The 19744-nt window shown below is 71.6% G+C and carries 20 protein-coding genes; 12 read left to right on the plus strand and 8 right to left on the minus strand.

Annotated elements, in window-relative coordinates:
* Positions 1 to 43 precede the first annotated feature (43 nt).
* A complete protein-coding gene (locus HNR02_RS01050) occupies positions 44 to 382 on the minus strand; it encodes a P-II family nitrogen regulator (RefSeq protein WP_179771355.1) in 339 nt (112 codons plus the stop codon).
* Positions 379 to 1767, minus strand: a complete 1389-nt coding sequence (locus tag HNR02_RS01055) for an ammonium transporter (protein WP_179771356.1) — start codon at positions 1765 to 1767, stop codon at positions 379 to 381. Before HNR02_RS01055 ends, HNR02_RS01050 begins: the two co-directional genes overlap by 4 nt.
* Positions 1768 to 1986: 219 nt before the next feature.
* Here HNR02_RS01055 and HNR02_RS01060 point away from each other — a divergent pair, with 219 nt between their 5' ends.
* The 3 genes from HNR02_RS01060 to HNR02_RS01070 are packed head-to-tail and all read left to right on the plus strand — an operon-like array spanning position 1987 to position 4263.
* Positions 1987 to 2826: a putative RNA methyltransferase gene (locus HNR02_RS01060; protein WP_179771357.1), complete on the plus strand. Its 840-nt coding sequence runs from the start codon at positions 1987 to 1989 to the stop codon at positions 2824 to 2826.
* Positions 2823 to 3458 (plus strand): (2Fe-2S)-binding protein, encoded by a 636-nt coding sequence (locus HNR02_RS01065; RefSeq protein WP_179771358.1) that lies wholly within the window; start codon positions 2823 to 2825, stop codon positions 3456 to 3458. Before HNR02_RS01060 ends, HNR02_RS01065 begins: the two co-directional genes overlap by 4 nt.
* Entirely contained in the window at positions 3427 to 4263 is an 837-nt protein-coding gene (locus tag HNR02_RS01070) for a TetR/AcrR family transcriptional regulator (protein WP_179771359.1), read from the plus strand. The genes HNR02_RS01065 and HNR02_RS01070 overlap by 32 nt, the downstream gene beginning before the upstream one ends.
* A gap of 61 nt (positions 4264 to 4324) precedes the next feature.
* Here the strand turns inward: HNR02_RS01070 and HNR02_RS01075 are convergent, their stop codons facing one another.
* The 6 genes from HNR02_RS01075 to HNR02_RS01100 form a co-directional block, all read right to left on the minus strand.
* Complete coding sequence (locus tag HNR02_RS01075) at positions 4325 to 6019, minus strand: FAD-binding protein (protein WP_179771360.1); 1695 nt, start codon at positions 6017 to 6019, stop codon at positions 4325 to 4327.
* Positions 6012 to 6833, minus strand: coding sequence for a shikimate dehydrogenase (locus HNR02_RS01080; RefSeq protein WP_179771361.1), 822 nt, complete (start codon positions 6831 to 6833; stop codon positions 6012 to 6014). Before HNR02_RS01080 ends, HNR02_RS01075 begins: the two co-directional genes overlap by 8 nt.
* A complete protein-coding gene (locus tag HNR02_RS01085; RefSeq protein ID WP_179771362.1) occupies positions 6826 to 7668 on the minus strand; it encodes a TIM barrel protein in 843 nt (280 codons plus the stop codon). The genes HNR02_RS01080 and HNR02_RS01085 overlap by 8 nt, the downstream gene beginning before the upstream one ends.
* A complete protein-coding gene (locus tag HNR02_RS01090; RefSeq protein ID WP_218902569.1) occupies positions 7665 to 8744 on the minus strand; it encodes a Gfo/Idh/MocA family protein in 1080 nt (359 codons plus the stop codon). Before HNR02_RS01090 ends, HNR02_RS01085 begins: the two co-directional genes overlap by 4 nt.
* The gene (locus HNR02_RS01095; protein ID WP_179771363.1) at positions 8741 to 10087 is read right to left on the minus strand and encodes an MFS transporter; all 1347 of its coding nucleotides are present in this window, start codon (positions 10085 to 10087) and stop codon (positions 8741 to 8743) included. The genes HNR02_RS01090 and HNR02_RS01095 overlap by 4 nt, the downstream gene beginning before the upstream one ends.
* 116 nt (positions 10088 to 10203) lie before the next feature.
* Positions 10204 to 11100: a LysR family transcriptional regulator gene (locus HNR02_RS01100; protein ID WP_179771364.1), complete on the minus strand. Its 897-nt coding sequence runs from the start codon at positions 11098 to 11100 to the stop codon at positions 10204 to 10206.
* Positions 11101 to 11251: 151 nt separating this feature from the next.
* Here HNR02_RS01100 and HNR02_RS01105 point away from each other — a divergent pair, with 151 nt between their 5' ends.
* The 9 genes from HNR02_RS01105 to HNR02_RS01145 all read left to right on the plus strand — a co-directional run bounded on the left by HNR02_RS01105 (position 11252) and on the right by HNR02_RS01145 (position 19672).
* Entirely contained in the window at positions 11252 to 12964 is a 1713-nt protein-coding gene (locus HNR02_RS01105; protein WP_179771365.1) for an FAD-dependent oxidoreductase, read from the plus strand.
* Positions 12961 to 13410 carry a VOC family protein gene (locus tag HNR02_RS01110; protein ID WP_179771366.1) on the plus strand — a complete coding sequence of 150 codons (450 nt, stop codon included), beginning with the start codon at positions 12961 to 12963 and terminating at the stop codon, positions 13408 to 13410. Before HNR02_RS01105 ends, HNR02_RS01110 begins: the two co-directional genes overlap by 4 nt.
* Complete coding sequence (locus HNR02_RS01115; protein WP_179771367.1) at positions 13407 to 14096, plus strand: SDR family NAD(P)-dependent oxidoreductase; 690 nt, start codon at positions 13407 to 13409, stop codon at positions 14094 to 14096. Before HNR02_RS01110 ends, HNR02_RS01115 begins: the two co-directional genes overlap by 4 nt.
* Positions 14097 to 14098: 2 nt before the next feature.
* Complete coding sequence (locus tag HNR02_RS01120; RefSeq protein WP_179771368.1) at positions 14099 to 14983, plus strand: LysR family transcriptional regulator; 885 nt, start codon at positions 14099 to 14101, stop codon at positions 14981 to 14983.
* A gap of 73 nt (positions 14984 to 15056) precedes the next feature.
* The gene (locus HNR02_RS01125) at positions 15057 to 15332 is read left to right on the plus strand and encodes a YciI family protein (protein ID WP_179771369.1); all 276 of its coding nucleotides are present in this window, start codon (positions 15057 to 15059) and stop codon (positions 15330 to 15332) included.
* A complete protein-coding gene (locus HNR02_RS36385; RefSeq protein ID WP_218902570.1) occupies positions 15329 to 16300 on the plus strand; it encodes an alcohol dehydrogenase catalytic domain-containing protein in 972 nt (323 codons plus the stop codon). The genes HNR02_RS01125 and HNR02_RS36385 overlap by 4 nt, the downstream gene beginning before the upstream one ends.
* On the plus strand, positions 16294 to 17856 hold the full coding sequence (locus HNR02_RS01135) for an FAD-dependent oxidoreductase (protein WP_312860865.1): 1563 nt from the start codon (positions 16294 to 16296) through the stop codon (positions 17854 to 17856). The genes HNR02_RS36385 and HNR02_RS01135 overlap by 7 nt, the downstream gene beginning before the upstream one ends.
* Positions 17853 to 19145 carry an O-acetylhomoserine aminocarboxypropyltransferase/cysteine synthase family protein gene (locus HNR02_RS01140; RefSeq protein WP_179771371.1) on the plus strand — a complete coding sequence of 431 codons (1293 nt, stop codon included), beginning with the start codon at positions 17853 to 17855 and terminating at the stop codon, positions 19143 to 19145. Before HNR02_RS01135 ends, HNR02_RS01140 begins: the two co-directional genes overlap by 4 nt.
* Positions 19142 to 19672, plus strand: a complete 531-nt coding sequence (locus HNR02_RS01145; protein WP_179771372.1) for a CoA-binding protein — start codon at positions 19142 to 19144, stop codon at positions 19670 to 19672. Before HNR02_RS01140 ends, HNR02_RS01145 begins: the two co-directional genes overlap by 4 nt.
* Positions 19673 to 19744: the final 72 nt, after the last annotated feature.

Raw genomic sequence — 19744 nt, forward strand, 5'->3', positions numbered from 1 at the left:
GGGACTCAGCCCGCACCGCAACGCAAACCACTTCGAGCAGGAGCTACAGCGCGTCCGTACCGCGTTCGCCGGTGCGGACGCGGACGACGGTCTCGACGGGGGTCACCCAGACCTTGCCGTCGCCGATCTTGCCGGTGTGCGCGGCGTTGACGATGGCCTCGATGACCTTCTCGACGTTCGAATCGTCCGTCAGGACCTCGACCCGCAGCTTGGCCACGAAGTCGACGGCGTACTCGGCGCCGCGGTAGACCTCGGTGTGGCCCTTCTGGCGGCCGTAGCCCTGGACCTCGCTGACGGTCATACCGAGCGTGCCCAGCTGCTCCAGGGCGGCACGGATGTCGTCCAGCGTGAACGGCTTGACGATCGCGGTGATCAGCTTCATGCCTTGCTTCCTTCCAGTGCCGCCCCGTCCTTCGACGGGACTCCAGCGGGGGCCGAACCGCTGTGGCCGCCGATGCTGCCACCCACGAAGTCGTACGCGCTCTCCGCGTGCTGCGCCTCGTCGATGCCGGTGACCTCGTCCTCCTTGCTGACCCGGAACCCGCCCGCGACCTTGATGATGCCGCCGATGACGAAGGTCAGGACGAACGAGTACACCATCACGACCGCGGCCGCCGCGGCCTGCTTGCCCAGCTGCTCGAAACCGCCGCCGTAGAACAGACCGTCGGCACCGGCGGAGTTGACGCTGGTGGTGCCGAAGAAACCGATCAGCAGCGTGCCGACCAGACCACCCACGAGGTGGACGCCGACCACGTCGAGCGAGTCGTCGTAACCGAGCTTGTACTTGAGGCTCACCGCGAGGGCGCACACGGCGCCGGCGATGACACCGATCGCGATCGAGCCGAGCGGCGTCACGAAACCCGCCGCCGGGGTGATGGCGACCAGACCGGCGATGGCGCCGGAGGCCGCCCCCAGAGTGGTCGGCTTGCCGAAACGCAGCTGCTCGACGATCAGCCAGCCCAGTACGGCGGCCGCGGTGGCGACGGTGGTGTTGGTGAAGGCGACACCGGCGAGGTCACCGGCGCTCAGCGCGGAACCGGCGTTGAAGCCGTACCAGCCGAACCACAGCAGGCCGGCACCCAGCAGGACGAACGGCACGTTGTGCGGGCGGCCCGCGTCGCGCGGCCAGCCACGGCGCTTGCCGAGGACGAGGGCGAGCGCCAGGCCCGCCGCACCGGCGTTGATGTGCACGGCGGTACCGCCCGCGAAGTCGAGCGCCTTGAGCTGGTTGGCGATCCAGCCGCCGACCGAATCCGGGCCCATGAAGCCGTCGAAGGCGAACACCCAGTGCGCGACGGGGAAGTACACGATCGTCACCCAGATGACGACGAAGGCAGCCCAGCCCCAGAACTTCGCGCGGTCGGCGATCGCACCCGAGATCAGCGCCGGGGTGATGATGGCGAACATGAGCTGGAACATGGCGAACACGAGCATCGGGATGCCGTCGCCGCCCGGCCATGGGATCTCCGGCGTCGTGTCGGTGGCCGCGGTGGCGAAACCGACCAGCTGGCCCCAGGTGTCAGCCATGCCCGCGTGGCTGAAGCTGCCGAGCAGGCCGCTGAACGCGTCGTCGCCGAAGGCCATCGTGAACCCGTAGAGGGTCCACAGCACGGCGACGATCGCCAGGCAGATGAAGTTCATCATGAGCATGTTCAGGACGCTCTTCACGCGGACCATGCCGCCGTAGAAGAACGCCAACCCTGGTGTCATGAGCATGACCAGCGCGGCGCTGGCCAACACCCATGCGGTGTCTCCTGCGTTCAGCACATCGTCCTCCCGTACCGAGATATTGACCGGGAGTTTTCGATTCCCGTGTTTCACCGGGACGCTTCCGACGTTTCCCCGTCGTGAACTGTTCCGCGGCTCTTGTTACGAGCACGTTTCGCGAGATCAGGGAAGTGATGTCCGACTGCGAAACGTCGTCGTCGGATACTCCCCGTCGCCGGTCACCGTCGGTCACCCCGGTGGTGTGATGAGATGGGGGGCATGACCAGGCCCGCCACGCTGCCCGACGCCGTCGTCGCGGCGTTGCGGTGCCCGCTCTGCTCGGCTCCGTTCGGCTTGGACGGCCGCTCGCTGCGCTGCCCGTCACGACATTCGTTCGACCTGGCGAAGCAGGGGTACGTGAACCTCCTACACGCCGGGGTCGCGGCGGGGACGGCGGACACCGCGGAAATGGTCGCGGCGCGTGTGGCGTTCCTGGCGGCCGGGCACTACGCGGGCCTGCGGGACGCGATCGCGCAGGTCACTGCCCATGCGGACGGACTGGTGGTGGACGCGGGCGCGGGCACCGGCTACTACCTCGCGGGGGTGCTGGACCGGCTTCCCGGCGCGGCCGGGCTGGCGCTGGACGTGTCCGCTCTGGCACTGCGCCGCGCGGCGAAGGCGCACCCGCGGCTGGGCGCGGTCGTGTGGAACCTGTGGGAGCACTGGCCGGTCGCCTCCGAGGCGGCTTCGGTGGTGCTGAACGTGTTCGCGCCGCGTAACGGCGCGGAGTTCCGGCGGGTGCTGCGGCCGGGTGGGACGTTGCTCGTCGTATCGCCCGAACGGGGGCATCTGGCGGAACTGGCGTCGGTGGCGCCGGTTCTGGAAGTGGATTCGCGCAAGGAAGAACGTCTCGATGCCGCGTTGTCGGATCATTTCGAACTGGTCTCACGGAACGCGTTGCGGGAACGGGTGACGTTGAAACCGGACGACGTCCGCAACGCCGTCCTGATGGGACCCACCGGGCACCACCCGGCGCGCCTGGCCGCGCTGCCGGAGGTCACCGAGCCCGCCGAGGTGACGTTCGCGTTCTCGTTGTCGGAGTACCGGAGGACCGTATGACGGCCGTGCCCGCGACCGCGATCACCGACCGGCAATGGCTGCGTGGGCAGCTGCAGCGCGCCGCGGTGCTGTACGGCGGCGGTGGTCCGGTCGTGATCGGGACCATCTGGTGGTACTCGGTGTCCGCGGTGCTGGTGACGCCCGCGCTCGACTCGCTGGTCGGCACCGGGCGGGCGATGGACCCGTCGCTGGAGGCGGTGACGCTGGACGTGCTCGGCGACGGACGGGTCATCGACGGCCGGTCGTCACGGCCGCTCGGCTCCGACGTCGACGCGATCGGCAAGGCGCTGGCCGGTTCGCTGGACGCCGGGATCGCCGCGGTGGCGGAGGTCAGCGGAGCCGGAACGCGTTCGTTGTGCGCCATCGCGACGGATTCGATCGCGAACGTCCTGCTGTGGGCGGGAAAAGCCGCGGGAGACCCGGCGCGGGGCGTGGCGCTGGCCGGGCCGGTCGTCGAGGCCGTCGGCGATCACCTGCCCCGGCCGCGGTTCGTGGAAACGGCGTCGGCGCCCGTGGTGCGGCGGGCTTCGTGCTGCCTGATATACCGGACCGGCGGTGCGGAAAAATGCGTCAGCTGTCCACGCCAGACTCCCGCCGACCGTGCCCACCGCCTGCGCATGGCGTTCGGCTGACTGGGCTGAATGGCAGGATGAGCGCATCACGACGAAGCGGCGGGCCCCTGCCCCGGAGGAACGGCAGCGCGACGCCGAACGCACCAAGGGCCGCATCGTCGACGCCGCCGTGGCCGAGTTCTCCGCGAAGGGCTTCGCGGGCGCGCGGGTCTCCGAAATCGCGCGGCGGGCCGGGGTGAACCAGCAGCTCATCGCCTACTGTTTTGACAGTAAGGAGGGGCTCTACCGCGAGATCGGGCGACGGTGGCGGGCCCGCGAGGCCGCGGAGTTCCCGGAGAACATGGACTTCGCGGAGCTGATCCGTGGTTACGTGAAGGCCAGCGTGGACCCCGCGCTCGGCGGGCGGCTGCTCGCCTGGGACGGCCTCGCGGACACCGGAGAGGACGACCCCGAGCGCGACGCCCGCCTGCGCCAGGAGGTGGAGCTGGCGCGGCGCCGCCAGGAGGCGGGCGAACTGGACGAGCGCCTGGACCCGGCGGCCCTGGTCCTGATGAGCATGGGCTCGCGCTGCTGTCCAGCAAAAAGTGATCCGAGCGCAGACTTCGCGCACGGGAACGTGGAACTCGCGGCCGGGAACGCAGAACTCGCACGCCACGCACACGCGAAACCGCCACCCGGCAACGAAACGCGCCCCACCACCCGAACCACACCTCTCCCGCAGCCCGATCCCCAGCCCCCTCGGCAACCGAACACTGAAAGAACGGGTTCGGGAGGGCGGACGCCGGGGCGCGCCAGCGCCCACGGCCCGGGCGTAGCGAAGCGAAGCCCGGCGCCCCCAGCCGCGCCCAGCGCAAAACCCGCGTAGCGCCCCGAACGCAGAACTCACCCGCCGGAACGTGGGACTCGCGTGGGCGTGTCCCACGGGCTCAGGAGTGGGCGGCGTGGCGGGCGGCGAGGTAGCCGAACGTCAGGCCCGCTCCGACCTGGCATCCGGCGCCGGGATACTCCGAGGCCATGATCGAGTTGGCGTCGTTGCCGCACGCGTACAACCCACCGACCGGCTCGCCCGATGCGCGCAGCACCTGCGCGGACACGTCCGTGCGCAGGCCGAGCGCGGTCGCCAGCGGGGTGGGCACCACGGCGATCGCGTAGAACGGGGCCTTCGAGATCGGTCCCAGGTTGACGTTCGGCGTGTGCGCGGGGTCGCCGTACTGATGCCCGAACGGGCTCGTCCCTTTCCCGAACTCGGAATCAACCCCGGTGCGAGCAAAGCGGTTGGCGTCGGCGACCGTCTGCTCCAGCCCGGCGGGATCAACGCCGATCGACGAAGCCAGCTCCCGCACCGAAGAACCCGTGTGCAGGTATCCCGAAGCGAGGTGCCGCTTCAGCAGCACCCGCGGCAGGTGCGGGTAGATCATCCCGAGCCCGTACTCGGCCAGGGTTCGCGAGTCGACCACGAGCCACGCCGGGATCGTCGGCACCGACTTGTGCGAGTCGTACATCGCGCGCGTGAACCGGTGGTACGACACGGATTCGTCGACGAACCGGCGGCCGTCCGCGTTGACCGCGACGATGCCGGGCTTGGCGCGGTCCCAGATGTGCGGGAACACCGCGGTCGACCCGTCCCGGCGGCGGCCGATGGAGCTGGGGAACCACAATGCGTTGTCGTCACGCGGTTCGCCCAGAGCGCCGCCGACCGCCGACGCCAGCGCGATGCTGTCCCCCGTGGCGCCTTCGCCCGCGCGCGTGAACTGCGCGGTCGGCCGCGGCAGGTGCTCGGCGCGCAGCTCGGGGCTGGCGGAGAACCCTCCAGCGGCCAGCACGACACCGCGCCGGGCCTCGATCCGCACCGTCCGGCCACGAGCCGACACCACCGCGCCGGTGACCCGCCCGTCGGCATCGGTGACCAGCTCCGTGGTGCGCGCCGTGAACCAGACGTCGCCGGATCGCCGCAGCAGCTGGTGGTAGAGGTTCGCGACCAGTGCGTTGCCCATCGCCAGCCGGGTACCGCGCGGGTACCGCAACCGGTCGAAAGCCCAGCGCACGCCGAGCCGCAGCGCGAGGGCCATCCCGCGCACCGAACCGTCGAAGATCGTGAGCAGCTGGTTGACCTCCGGGCGCCGCACCATCAACGTGCCGCGGAACAACGCGAACTCCGGCACCGGCCGCCGCACCCGTCCGAACCGGGCCCTGCCGAGCTTGCGCCCGTCGAAGGTGCGCGGCTCCAGCGCCCGCCCGACTCCGGAACCGGGGATCTCCGGGTGGTAGTCGACGACGGTCTTGGAGTGCCAGAACCCGACGCCGATCCGGTCGAGGTAGTCGAGCATCACCGGGCCCGCCGCCAGGTACGCCTGACGCAGCTCGCGCGGCGCGCGCTCGCCCACCAGCGCGTCCAGGTACCCGCTCGCGGCGGCCGCGTCCGCCGCCGGATCGGCCTGGTAGCGGTGGCCGGGGATCCAGCAGGTGCCCGCGGAGTACGCCGTGGTGCCGCCGAGCCATTCGGTCTTCTCCAGCGCCAGCACCGACAACCCTTCCTGGGCGCCGACCACCGCCGCGCCCAGGCCGGCCGCGCCGGTGCCGAGTACCAGCAGATCGACCGAGTGGTCCCAGTCGTCACGCATCGGTTGTCCTTCCCGCGAGGACGTCCAGGTGCCCTCGCATGCGGTCGAGATCGGGGGTGGCGCCGGTGAGCACGGCGAGCGTCCTGGCGGCCTGGGCGACGAGCATCGCGCCGCCGTCGAGGACCCGGCAGCCCTTCGCGCGCGCCGCGGTCAGCAGGGCCGTTTCCAGCGGCCGGTACACCACGTCGGCCACCCAGTGCCGGGCCTGCAGCAGATCCGGGTCGAACGGCACTCCGCGATGCCCGGTCATGCCGATCGGCGACGCGTTCACCACGCCGTCGGCGTCCGCCACATCGACGGCGGCAGCACCGGAAACACCAAGCCGGGACACCAGCGCCGCCACGCGCGAGGCGTCGGGATCGACGACTGTCACCGCCGCTCCGGCGTTGGCCAGCGCGTAGGCGACGGCCGACCCCGCTCCCCCGGCGCCGACCACCACGATCCGGCCGAGCGGAACGTCCGGAAGGCCGTGCCGCAGTCCGTCGAGGAATCCACTGTGGTCGGTGTTGTGCCCGACCAGCCGTCCGCCTTCGACGGTGACGGTGTTGACCGCGCCGAGCGCCCGCGCGTCCGGGGACAGGTCGTCGAGCTGCGGGATCACCGCCTGTTTCACCGGATGCGTCACGTTGAAGCCGGTCAGGCCGTCCGCGTCCCGCAGCGTCCATCCCGGCGGGAGCCGGTCCAGGTCGAGCAGCCGGTAGGTGTAGTCGAGGCCCAGCGCGGCGGCCTCCCGCTCGTGCAACGCGGGCGAGAGCGAGCCGCCGATGGCCGCGCCGACCAGGGCGACCCGGTGCCGGACGAGGACCTCAGACATGCGCGTTCACCAGCGCCCGAACGCACTCCAGGTTGCGTCGCGCGAACTCCAGCGGCCCGAGGCTCGCCAGCAGCGACGCGTGCGGCACCTCGACGCTCAGCGGCGTCCCGGCGGGAGCGGCTGCGATCAGCCCGGCCAGCGGGAACTCGCCCTCGCCGGGCAGCTGCCGCTGCACGCGGGCCTCGACCTGCAGCACCGAACCGTCGGCGGTCATGCCCAGCGGCAGCTCGCCGGGCAGGTCCAGCCGCGCGGGTGCGGCCAGCGGTCCGTCGCACAGTTGCAGCACCGGCACGAGGTCCGGATCCAGTGCCCGCACGTCGTCGAGCGTGCTGCCGCCGCGCTGGACGTGCAGGGCGTCGAGCAGCACGGCGGCACTCGCGGCGGACGCGATCGCACCGGCTTCGGCCACCGTGCACACCGGCTGGTAGCTGATCGGTTCGAGCGTCGGGCGGATCCCGACGGCCAGCGCGTCCGCCGTCAACGCGGCCAGCGTGTCGGTCAGGCGGCTGGAGTCCGGGTCGGCGCCGGTGACGCTGATCGTCGACGCACCGAGCGCGGCCCCGGCGTCGAGTGCGGGCTGCCAGTCGCCGGGACCGGTGTCCGGGCCGAGCGCCAGGAACTCGATGTCACGCACCCGCACACCGGTGTCGTCGAGGCGGCGCCGGGTCTCGCACGACATCGGCGATCCGGCCGTCATCGGGTACTGCCGCTCCCCCGCCGTCGCCGCCCGCACGCGGACGCCGACGAAGTCGTACCCGGCCGCGGCCGCGGTGCTGACGAGTTCGGGCGGGCTGAGCTGGAGCAACGTCAGGTGGGCGAGCCCGATGGGCGTCATACGGTGATCTCCTCGTTCAGGGCCGGGACCGGTTCCGGGCGGCCGGAGCGGGCCGAGGTGTACAGCGCGGTGAGGATCGCGAGCGACTTCGCGGCTTCCCGTCCGGTGACGGCGGGGTCGCGGCCGTTGCGCACCGCGTCGATGAATTCGGCGATCTGCAGTGCGTGGAAGGGCGCGAGACTGCCGTTGATCTCCGTCAGCGGGAGGTCCGCGGACAGGCCGGGCCCGAACGGCGACGCGACGGCTTCCGCGCCGGGAACGGCCCAGACGTCGATGCGCGCCTCGCTGCCCTCCGGGTACTCGGCCAGGCCCGCGGTCGCGCCGGTCCGACCGGTGACCTGCACGCGCGTGCCGAGGCCGGGCGTCAACGCGGTCGACGCGGTGAGTGTGGCCAGTGCGCCCGAGGCGAACCGCAAGGTCGCGACCGCGGTGTCCTCGACCTCGATCGCGGCGCCGTGCTTGACCGTCGCGTGCGCGGCGCCCACCTCGACGGCGTCGCTGACGAACCACTGCAGCAGGTCGATGTTGTGCACGGCCTGGGTCATCAGGACGCCGCCGCCGTCGGTCGCCCACGTGCCGCGCCAGGCGTCGGCCGTGTAGTAGGACGTGTCGCGGTGCAGCAGCACCGAGGCGTGGCCGAGGATCGGTTCGCCCAGGGTGCCGTCGTCGATCGCGGCGCGGATCCGTTGCGCGGCGGGCCAGAACCGGCGCTGGAACAGCACTCCGAGCGTCACGCCCGCCGTCTCGCAGGCGGCCACCATCCGGGCGGCGGCGCCGAGGTCGATCGCGATCGGCTTCTCGCACAGCACGTGCACGCCGTGTGCCGCGGCCTGGGTGACGACGGCTTCGTGCGTGGGGTGCGGCGTGCAGACGCTGACCACGTCCAGGCCCAGGTCGAACAGCTCGTCCGGTGCGGAAGCGGCCGCGGCGTACCGCCCGGCGAACCGGGCCGCGCGGTCAGGGGCGACGTCGCTGCACGCCACCAGTTCGACGCCCGGCAGGTCGCGGTAGGCCGCGGCGTGGTTGCCCGCGACGTTGCCGCAGCCGACCACGCCCGCCCGCAGCACCTCGGTCACCGGTGCACCGCCTCGGCCGCCGGGGTTTCCACTGTGGACTCACGCTCGCCCAGCCGGGCGGTCGGGACGCGGAAGGTTTCCGGTCCGGTCAGCGCGGCGAGCGCGGAGGCCACCACGAACGCGGCGCACATCCACGCCACCGGAGTCCAGTTCGCGGTGTCGCCCGAGGTCAGCGCCGTGGCGAAGGTCGGGGTGAACCCGGCGGCGAGCAGGCCGACCATCAGGCCGATCGCCATCCCGCTGTAGCGGACGCGGGCCGGGAACTGCTCCGGGAAGTAGGCCGGGTAGACCCCGTTGGGCGCGGCGTAGCAGAAACCGATCAACAGCACGGCGGAGCCGAAGATCCACGGGACGTTGCCGGTGCTGATGGCGTGGAAGAACACGAACACCATCACCCCGACCCCGATCAGCCCGGCGACGAACACCGGTTTGCGGCCGATGCGGTCGGCGATGATCCCGTACACGGGCTGGGTGAGGACGGCGACGGCGTTCGCGACCGAGATCACGGCGAGCATGGTCGGTTTCGAGACGCCCTCGACCTCGGTGGCGTAGGCGAGCGCGAAGACGTTGACGATCGTGTTGACCATGGCGAAGCTCGCGCAGACGGCGATGCGCACCACGGTCAGCCAGTGGTCGCGGAACAGCTCGACGACCGGCGCCTTCGCGGTTTCGGCGCTGTCCCGCAGCTCGGCGAACACCTCCGGTTCCTGCAGCGAACGGCGCAGGAAGTAGGCGATCGCGGTGACGGCGATGCTCAGCCAGAACGGGATCCGCCAGCCCCACGAGAACAACTGGTCGTCGGGCAGTGCCGTGATCGGGATGAAGACGATGCTGGACACGACGATCCCGAACATGATGCCGCTCATGGTGAAGCTGGTGAAGAACGCGCGACGCCGGTCGGGGGCGTGCTCGACGGTCAGCGAGCTGGCGCCGGGCGATTCACCGCCCGCGGAGAGACCCTGCAGCAGCCGCAGCGCGACCAGCAGGATCGGCGCGGCGATACCGATCGAGTCGTACGAGGGCAGACAGCCGATCAGGAACGTCGAGGTGCCCATCATCAGCAGCGTCGCCATCAGCGCGTTGCGGCGGCCCAGCCGGTCACCGAAGTGCCCGAAGAGGATCGCGCCGAGCGGCCGGGCGACGTAGGCGACGCCGAGCGTGGCGATCGACAGCAGGGCACCGGTGGCGCCCGCGTCGGGGAAGAAGACCTTGCCGAACACGAGCGCGGCGGCCGAACCGTAGATGAAGAAGTCGTAGTACTCGAGGGTGCTCCCGAGGAACCCGGAAAGCGCGGCTTTCCGGGGATCGTTGCGGGGACCGCCCGGGTGCGGGGCGCTCGACATGGCGCCTCCTTTCGATCCGGCGTCGTCGACGGTGGGGTTGCCGACGAGGATCGCAGGCACGACTATGTCTCGTCCAATACTTGGTTTTGCTTACACAATGTGCACGAGAAGCTTAATCAGCGCTCCGGAGTCGGCAGGACCTCCTCGGCGAGATCGAGTACGGCCCGGAGCACCGGCGAGTGGTTGTCATCCATCCACGCCAGCGCGTGGTCCATGTAGGTCGGTTCCCCGCGCAGCGGCACGAACACCGCGGCGGACGGCATGATCCCGGCGACCCCGGAGGACATCAGCGCGACGCCGACACCTGCCGAGACCAGCGTCAGGATCATGAACGGGTCGGTGATCTCCTGGACCACCCGCGGCCGGAACCCGGCCTTGACGCAGGCTTGCATCGCCAGCTCCTGCAGGGCCGAGCCGGTGGCCGCCGGGGTGGTGATGAAACCCTCGCCGGCGAGGTCGGCGAGGTCGATCTCCGGCTCGCGGGCGAGCGGATGGTCGATCGGCAGCGCCGCGCCGAGCGGTTCACGGCCGATGAGCCGGGTGCGGACCGGGGACGGGTCGATCGGCAGGCCGACGAAGGCGATGTCCAGGCCGCCCTGTTCGAGCTGCTCGACACCGTCCCGCGTCATCACGCGCCCGGTCAGCGACAGCTGCACCTCGGGGTAGCGCTGCCGGACCGCGCGGGTCAGCGGCGGCAGGGTCAGGTGGTTGAGGGCGCCGGAGAACCCGATCGAGACCGTGCCGTACACCACTCCGGACGTGGCACGGGTGGCCTGGCGGCCCAGTTCCAGCTCCTCGAACACGCGGTGCGCGTGCGGCAGGAACGCGTGCCCGGCGGGGGTGAGCGCGACACTGCGGGTGCTGCGGTCGAACAGCGTGGTGCCCAGCTCTTTCTCCAGCTTGCGAATGGTCTGGGACAGCGGCGACTGGGCCAGCCGCAGGCGCGCGGCGGCGCGGCCGAAGTGCAGCTCCTCGGCGACGGCGACGAACGCTTCGAGCCACCGGATCTCCATGGGTCCTCCGAAACGAGAGGGCTTGCGCCGCGACAGGTTCCACTTATAGTCAGCTGACAGCACAGTTGACCAGCGATTTTATCGTCATTCTTACATAGTCCTGGTGCGCGGAGAACACAGTCCGCCCGGGACGTCAGGGAGGAACAACGTCGTGACCACCCGAAAACAGCAGGAGTACGACGTGGTCGTCGTCGGTTCCGGGGCGGGTGGGCTGGCCGCCGCGGTGACCGCCGCCCACCACGGTCTGCGGGTCGCCGTCCTCGAACGCGCGGCGATCTGCGGCGGCGCGACGGCGTGGTCGGGCGGCTGGATGTGGGCACCCGGCAACCCGCTGGCACACGCCGACGGCGTCCGCGAGGACACCGATGAGTTCCGCCGCTACCTGCGCGCGGCGCTCGGCGACGACTACGAACCGGAACGGGTCGACGCGTTCCTCGCCGCCGCGCCGGAGATGGTGCGGTTCTTCCACGAGCGCACCGCGCTGACGTTCGTGCCGGGCGCGAAGATCTGCGACATCTACGGCGACCTGCCCGGAGCCGGAACCGGGCACCGCTCGGTCGGACCGGAACCCGCCGACCTGCGGCGGCTCGGCGACGACGTGGCCCGGCTCCTGCGCAGGCAGCTGTATGAGACGTCGTTCCTGGGGCTGGGCGTGATGGCGGGGCCGGATCTGGCCGGGTTCCTCGCCGCGTCGCGCGGGAACGTGCGCGGTCTCCTGCACGCCTCGCGGCGAGTCACCCGGCACCTCTTCGACCTGGTCACGAAGCGGCGGGGAATGCAGCTGGTCAACGGGACCGCACTGGTCGGACGGCTGCTGCGGTCGGCGCTGGACCTCGGCGTGGACATCCGCGTGTCGGCGCCGGTCACCGAACTGATCCGCGAGGACGGGCGGGTCACCGGCGTGGAGGCGTCCACTTCGGACGGTCCGGTGCGGTTGACCGCTCGTCGTGGCGTGGTGCTCGCGGCGGGTGGCTTCCCCCGGGACGCGCGGCGACGTGCGGAGCTGTTCCCGCACGGCGAGACGCACTGGACGCTGGCGCCGGAGACCGCGGACGGGGCCGGGATTTCGCTGGCCGAGCAGGCCGGCGGGCGGCTGCGGACCGACGTGGCCTCGCCGGCGGCGTGGTGCCCGGTGTCGCTGGTGCCCTACCTGGGCGGGCGCACCGGCGTGTTCCCGCACATCATGGACCGCGCGAAGCCCGGCAGCATCGGCGTACTGCGCTCCGGGCGCCGGTTCGTGAACGAGGCGAACGGCTACTACGACTACGTTTCCGCGTTGCTGGCCGCGACGCCGCACGGGGAGACCGCGCAGTCCTGGCAGATCGCCGACGCGCGGTTCGTGCGCCGGTACCCGCTGGGTATGGCGAAGCCGTTGCCGGTCCCGCTGTTCCCGTACCTGCGCAGTGGTTACCTGAAACGGGGCCGGACACTGGCGGAGCTGGCCCGCGAGTGCGGCATCGACCCGGACGGCCTGGTCGCGACGGTCGAGGAGTTCAACGAGGGCGCCCGCCGCGGCGAGGACCCCGCGTTCGGTCGCGGCCGTTCGCCGTTCAACCGTTACGGCGGCGACCAGACGGTGACGCCGAATCCGTCGCTCGCGCCGCTGGAGAAGGGCCCGTTCTACGCGGTGCGCATCGTGCCCGGCAGCTTCGGCACGTTCGCCGGACTGGCCACCGACGCGCGCGCCCGGGTGGTCGACGCACGGGACACGCCGATCCCCGGCCTGTACGCCGCGGGCAACGACCAGGCCAGCGTCATGGGCGGTCACTACCCGGCGGGCGGCATCAACCTCGGGCCCGCCATGACCTTCGGCTGGATCGCCGCGCGCGATCTGGCCGGTATCGAAACGGAGGTGGCGGCATGAGCCCGCTGAACAGGATCGACCAGATCGGCATCGTCGTGCGCGACCTGGACGCCGCCGCGGCCGGAATGCGCCGCGTGCTCGGGGCCGAACCGCACACCCGGGTCGAAAACACCTACCGACGCACCACCTACCGCGGCACCGAGATCGACGCGACGGTGGGGGTCATGCTCTACGACGTCGGCGGGATCGAGCTGGAATTCCTCGCGCCGCGCAGTCCGGGCAACGTGTGGCAGGACTTCCTCGACGAGCGCGGCGAAGGTCTGCACCACATCCGCTTCGACGTCGACAGCCACGCCGCCGCGCGCGACGACCTGCACGCGCGCGGCGTGGAGACGTACCAGGAAGGCGAGTCCATGCGCGGCGGCGAAATCCGCTACGCCTACTACGACACGGTGCCGTTCCTCGGTTTCCTGATCGAGACCCTCAACGCGGGAGGCAAGGCATGAGCTACCCCGACGGCGTCCTCGCCCTCGTGACCGGTGGCGCCAGCGGCATCGGCGCCGCCGTCGCGACGAAACTCCGCGCCGACGGCGTCCGGGTCGTCACCGCCGATCTCGCCACGGGCGCTGACGAGAAACTCGACGTCACCGATCCGGAGGCCGTCGGGGCGCTCGTCGAAGAACTCGGCACGGTCGGCATTCTCGTGCACAGCGCGGGCATCGTCGGCCCCGCGAAGGCGCTCACCGAGACCGGGCTCGACGAGTGGCAGAACACGTTTCGCGTCAACGTGGACGGCACGTTCCTCCTCTGCCGCGCCGTCGCGCCGGGCATGGTGCGCAACGGCTGGGGCCGTATCGTCACCATGGCCAGCATCGCCGCCAAGGACGGGAATCCCACGCAGAGCGCGTATTCCGCGTCGAAGGCGGCGGTCGTCGGGCTCACCAAATCGCTCGGCAAGGAGCTGGCCACCACCGGCGTGCTCGTCAACACCGTGGCGCCCGCCGCGGTCGAGACGCCGATGAACGCCCACACCGACCCGGCCGTGCTCGCCCGGTCGCAGGCGCTCACGCCGATGGGCCGTTTCGGGAAAGCCGAGGAGATCGCCGAGCTCGTCGCGTGGCTGTGCTCCGAGCAGGTCAGCTTCTCGACCGGCGCGGTCTACGACGCCAGCGGCGGCCGGGCGAGCTACTGACGATGGAGATGCGCTGGATCGAGGCGTTCCTCGCGGTCGCCGAAGAACTCCACTTCGGACGCGCGGCCGAACGCCTGCACATGGCGCAGTCGCCGCTGTCCCAGACGATCAAGAAGCTGGAAAAGCACGTCGGGACACCGCTGTTCGACCGCACCACCCGCGCGGTCACCCTGACCTCCGCCGGGCACGGGTTCCTCCCGCACGCCCGGCGGATCGTCGCCGAGACCGACCTGGCCCTGCGCGCCACCAGCGCCGGACCGGGCGAGGTCTACGGGCGCGTGCGGCTCGGCTTCTCCGGCGCGCTCAACCACCTCACCCTCCCGCCGTTGACCCGCACCCTGCGTACCCGCCACCCGAACATCGCGCTGCAGCTCGTCGACCGGGTCACCACGGAAGACGCCGTCGGCCTGATCGAGCACGGCACGCTCGACATCGCGTTCGTCGGACTGCCCGCGCCGGGCTCGCTGCCCACCCGCGTCGTCACCGTCGAACCGCTGGGCGCCGCCCTGCCCAGCGACCACCGGCTGGCCCGGTCCACCAGGATCACCCTGGACGAACTGGCCGCCGAGGACTGGGTCCTGATGCCCGGCCAGTCCGCGCTGCGCACGGTCATCCTCACCGCCTGCCACACTGCGGGCTTCCGGCCGCGCCTCGCGCAGGAGGTCAAGGACCCCTACGTCGTGATGTCGCTGGTCGCGGCCGGTCTCGGCGTCTCGCTGGCGCCGACCTGCCTGCGGTCGATCATGCCGGCCGGCGCGGTGTGGGTACCGCTGTCCGGTTCGCCGCCCCTGCTGCGCAGCGCGCTGTTGTGGCACCCCGACCGGCTCACCGACGCCGTCCGCGCCCTGCTCGACGTCGCCGCGGAAGTGCTGCCCACGCCCGGATAAAGTGCGATCGACACACAATGTCTGCCGAACCATGTATTGGACTCGCACAGTCCCGGCGGCGCACGCTGCTTGCATGGCTACTTTCGCGGTGCACTACACCTACGGCGACGACACGGAGACGGCGCGCGACACGGTCCGCCCGGAGCACAAGGACTTCCTCGCCGGACTGCACGAGTCCGGGCGCCTGCGGGTCTCCGGCCCGGTGGACGGCGGAGCGCTCCTGATCCTCGAAGGCTCTTCGGCGGACGAGGTCGCCGCGCTGCTGGACGGGGATCCCTTCCGCCGCGAGGGACTGATCGCCGAGCGGACCGTGCGCGAGTGGACCGTCGTCTTCGGCGGTCTCAAGTGAAGGTCGCCCGCACCCTCGCCCGCGAACGCGTCGAGATCCAGGACGCTCCCGACCCGGAACCGGCGCCCGGCGAAGCGCTCGTCCGCGTCCACACCGTCACCCTGTGCGGCACCGACCTGCACATCTGGGAGGACGACTACGCGACCGAACTGCCGATCGTGCAGGGGCACGAGATCGCCGGGATCGTGGCGAGCGCGCCCGGGTTCGCGCCCGGTGACCGGGTCGCCGTCTCCCCCATGCGGTTCTGCGGCGAGTGCTACGCCTGCGGCATCGGCCGGGTCAACGCCTGCCGCGACTCCTCGTGCCTCGGCTGCTACACCGACGGCGCGCTCGCCGAGCTGATCGCCGTCCCGGTGACCGACCTGCACCGGATCCCGGACGGGATGCCGACCGGGATCGCGGCGCTCGCCGAACCCGCGAGCATCGCGATGCAAGCGGTGCTGCGTGGCCGCCCGGTGCGGGGCGAGCGGGCCCTGGTGCTCGGATGCGGTCCGATCGGCCTGCTCGCGACCCTGCACCTGACCTCGCTCGGGGTGGAGGTCATCGCGGCCGACACCGCGCCGGAGCGGGCCGCGTTCGCGCGCCGGTTCGGGGCCGTGGCGGGGGTCGATCCGGGTGAGCTGACCGTCGAGCCCTCACTGGTCATCGAGGCGACCGGGGCGCCCGCCGCCTTCACCACGGCCGTCGACGTCGTCGCCACCGCGGGCCGGGTCGTGCTCGTCGGGATCTCGGACCGGCCGGTCACGGTGTCGATGCGCACCGTGCCGGTCAAGGACATCGACCTGCTGGGCAGCCGCAACAGTCAGCGGCGCCTGGGCGAGGCCCTCGAACTGCTCGACGCTCATCCCGAGGCGGCGGAAGCCCTGGTGACCCATCGCGTGCCGTTCGCGCGGGTCGGGGACGCGTTCCCGCTGCTGCGGTCGCGGAACGAACTCGTCGGGAAGGTCGCCGTGGAGGTGTCGTGCTGACTTCGCGGCCGCGGGACCGCTACGACGTGGTGGTCGTGGGCAGCGGCGCGGCCGGGCTGACCGCGGCGGTGGCCGCCGCCGACGCCGGGCTTTCCGTGCTGGTCCTGGAAAAGGCCGCGCGGCTGGGCGGCACGTCCGCCGTCGGCGGCGGGGTGATCTGGGCGCCGGGCAACCACGTCATGGCCGCGGCCGGGTTCCCCGACTCCGCGGAATCCGCACGGGCGTACCTCGGTACCGGCCGGATGAGCGCCGGGAACATCGCGGCCTACGTCGCCGACGCCCCGGCCGCGGTCCGGTTCCTCACCGGCGCCGGAGTCCGCATGCGTGCGCTCGCCCGGCCCGACTACCACCCGGAATGGCCCGGGGCGGCCCGCGGGCGCGGGCTGGACCAGGAGCCGTTCGACCCGCGCCCGTGGCCGGGACTGGCGGAGCTGCTGCGCCCGCCGACCTACTTTCCGCTGATCACGATGGCCGAGCGGGACGCACTGGCCGGCGCACCGGCCGACCCGGACCTGCTCGCGCGACGGGCGTCCGAGGGCATTCGCACCATGGGCGGGGCACTGGTCGGGCGGCTGCTGGTCGCCGCGCTCGACCGGGGCGTCGAGGTCGCCGCGTCGACACCGGTGACCGGCCTCGAACCCGGCTGGATCGTGCAGGCGGGCCGGGAAATCCACGCCCCGGCCGTGGTACTGGCCTCGGGCGGGTTCGAGTGGAACCCGGCGTTGCGGGACGCGTTCCTGCCCTACCCGGTCACGCCGATCAGCGCGCCCGGCAACACCGGCGAGGGCCTGGTGCTCGGCCTGCGGGCGGGCGCGGCGGTCGCCGAGATGACGGCGGTGTGGGGCGTGCCGGTGCTCACCCCGCCCACCGCGCGCTACGACGGTCAGCCGTCCGGCCGCATGGGCAACGTCGAGATGACACTGCCCGGATCGATCACGGTCGACCCTGGCGGGCGCCGGTTCGTGAACGAGGCGGTCAACTACCACGACCTCAACCGCGCGTTCGGCGCGATCGGCTCCCGCGCGTTCCTCGTGTTCGACCGCGCCTACCTGGACCGCTACCCCGTCGCCGGGTTCACCACACCGCAGGACTGGATGCTCCAGGCCGATTCGCTGGATGCGCTGGCCGAAGCGATCGGTCCAGCTCTCGTGTCGACGGTCGAGGAGTTCAACGCGGGCGCGCGCCGGGGCGAGGATCCCCTGTTCGGCCGCGGCGCGAGCCCGCAGGACCGCCACCTCGGCGATCCGGCGATCACCCCCAACCCGTGTCTCGCCCCACTCGAACGGGCGCCGTTCTTCGCGGTGCCGATCCACGCGGGCGTACTCGGCACGGCAGGCGGCCTCGCGACCAACGGCGACGGCCGGGTCATCGACCACGACGGCGCGCCGATCCCCGGCCTGTACGCGGCGGGCAACTGCGCGGCGACCTTGTTCCGCGACTCCTACCCCGGCGGCGGGGCGACTCTGGGGTCGGCGATCGTGCGGGCCTACCGCGTGGGCCGTCATCTGGGAGCGCTGGCCCGCCGCGCGGACGGCCGGGTAGCGTCGGGCGGGTGAGTGAGCGCAGCTGGGGCTTCCGGACGCGCGCCCTGCACGCCGGCGGGACACCCGATCCGGTCACCGGGGCACGTGCCGTGCCGATCTACCAGACCACGAGTTTCGTCTTCGAGGACGCCGCCGACGCGGCCAACCTGTTCGCGTTGCAGAAGTACGGCAACGTCTACAGCCGGATCGGCAATCCGACGGTGGCGGCGTTCGAGGAGCGCATCGCCAGCCTGGAGGGCGGCATCGGCGGTGTCGCCACCAGCAGCGGCCAGGCGGCGGAGTTCCTCACGTTCTCGGCGCTGGCCGAGTCGGGCGACCACATCGTGTCGGCCAGCGGGCTCTACGGCGGTACGGTCACGCAGCTGTCCGGGACGCTCAACCGCTTCGGCGTCGAGACGACGTTCGTGCCGGGCGACAACCTCGACGATTACGCCGCCGCGATCACCGAGCGCACCCGGCTGATCTTCACCGAGGTCATCGGCAACCCGAGTGGCGGTATCGCCGACCTCGCCGGACTCGCCGATCTCGCGCACAGTCACGGGATCCCGCTCGTGGTCGACGCGACGCTCGCGACGCCGTACCTGTGCCGTCCGATCGAGCACGGCGCGGACATCGTGCTGCATTCGGCGACGAAGTTCCTCGGCGGCCACGGCACGACGCTGGGCGGAATCGTCGTCGAGTCGGGGAAGTTCGACTGGGGCAACGGGAAGTTCCCGCGCATGACCGAGGTCGTGCCCAGCTACGGCGGTCTCAAGTACTGGGAGAACTTCGGCGAGTACGCCTTCTGCACGCGCCTGCGGGCCGAGCAGCTGCGCGACATCGGCGCCGTGTTGTCGCCGCATTCGGCGTTCCTGCTGCTCCAGGGCGTGGAGACGTTGCCGCAGCGGATGGACGCGCACCTCGCCAACGCCCAGACCGTCGCGGAGTTCCTGGACGCCGACGACCGCGTGGCGTGGGTCGGCTACGCCGGACTGCCCGCGCACCGGCACCACGGCCTGGCGAAGAAGTACCTGCCACTCGGGCCGGGCGCGGTGTTCTCGTTCGGTGTCAAGGGCGGCCGCGCGGCCGGGGAGAAGTTCGTCGAATCGGTCGAGTTGTTGTCGCACCTCGCCAACGTCGGCGACGCCCGCACGCTGGTCATCCACCCCGCTTCCACGACCCACCAGCAGCTTTCGGACGAGCAGTTGAAGGCGGGCGGCGTCGGGCCGGACCTGATCCGGCTGTCGGTCGGGCTGGAGGACGTCGAGGACATCCTGTGGGACCTCGACCAGGCGCTGACGGCGGCGGTGAAAAGCGCATGAGCCTGGAAACCACTGTGCCCGCTGGAGCCGTTAGGTCCGAATCGTCCCTTTCCTGGACACCACCGTCCGCACGGGACCGGCTCGCGCTGCTGTCGCGGACGAAGTCGGTGACGATCGTCGGCGCGTCCGACAACCCGGCGCGGCCGAGCTACTTCGTCGCGACGTACCTGTTGTCCTCCAGCGAATACCAGGTCAACCTCGTCAACCCGCGGCTGTCCACGCTGCTGGGCCATCCGGTGTACCCGTCGCTGGCGGACGTGCCCGGCGAACTGGACCTGGTCAGCGTGTTCCGCAAGCACGCCGACCTGCCCGATGTCGCCGAAGAAGTGGTCAAGGCGGGCGCGCGGACGCTGTGGCTGCAGCTGGGCCTGTGGCACGAACCGGTCGCGGAACGGGCGAGCCGGGCCGGGCTGGACGTGGTGATGAACCGGTGCGTGAAGATCGAGCACGCGCGCTTCGCCGGCGGACTGCACCTGGCCGGGTTCAACACTGGCGTGATCTCCTCACGGCGGCGCCTGAGGCCCTGATTTCGCCTCGGGAAGGCGATTCGGCGCAACTCACCCTCCACCGGAGACGGCTCGTCGTGTCAGACTCGGTGG

Origin of the sequence: Amycolatopsis endophytica, assembly GCF_013410405.1 — a bacterium.
Taxonomy (GTDB): domain Bacteria; phylum Actinomycetota; class Actinomycetes; order Mycobacteriales; family Pseudonocardiaceae; genus Amycolatopsis_E; species Amycolatopsis_E endophytica.